Origin of the sequence: Undibacterium sp. RTI2.2, assembly GCF_035018705.1 — a bacterium.
In the GTDB taxonomy this organism is placed as follows: domain Bacteria; phylum Pseudomonadota; class Gammaproteobacteria; order Burkholderiales; family Burkholderiaceae_D; genus Undibacterium.
In genome coordinates this window covers 1-259 of sequence record NZ_JASJXN010000160.1, presented here as the reverse complement: position 1 = coordinate 259, position 259 = coordinate 1, and the positions used below count along the sequence as shown (strand labels likewise).

Sequence of the window (259 nt, the reverse complement as noted above, 5' to 3'; positions counted from 1 at the left end):
GTGGGCAATGGCTGTTCGACTTCGCGCTGCGTCTGGATCGAGGCGAACCATTTGCCACCTGATTGGCTTATCGTGACATTACGCACCTCGCCCAGCACGTCGCAGCTGTTGCGGTAACGCAGCCAGCCGAGCTTTGGTAGAAAGATGCGGTCGTTACCCTGGTCGAGCTTGATCTGTTTCGAGTCGGGATAGCGGAAGCTGTCGCCACTGCCTTTCTTTTTAAAGCGCGGGAAGTCGGCACGTTTGGCAAAGAAGTTGC

1 pseudogene is annotated in these 259 nt (G+C 56.4%); it reads right to left on the bottom strand.

The window, feature by feature from the left end:
- Positions 1-259 (bottom strand): annotated as a pseudogene (locus QN395_RS21545) (RNA-guided endonuclease TnpB family protein); the annotation flags it as partial.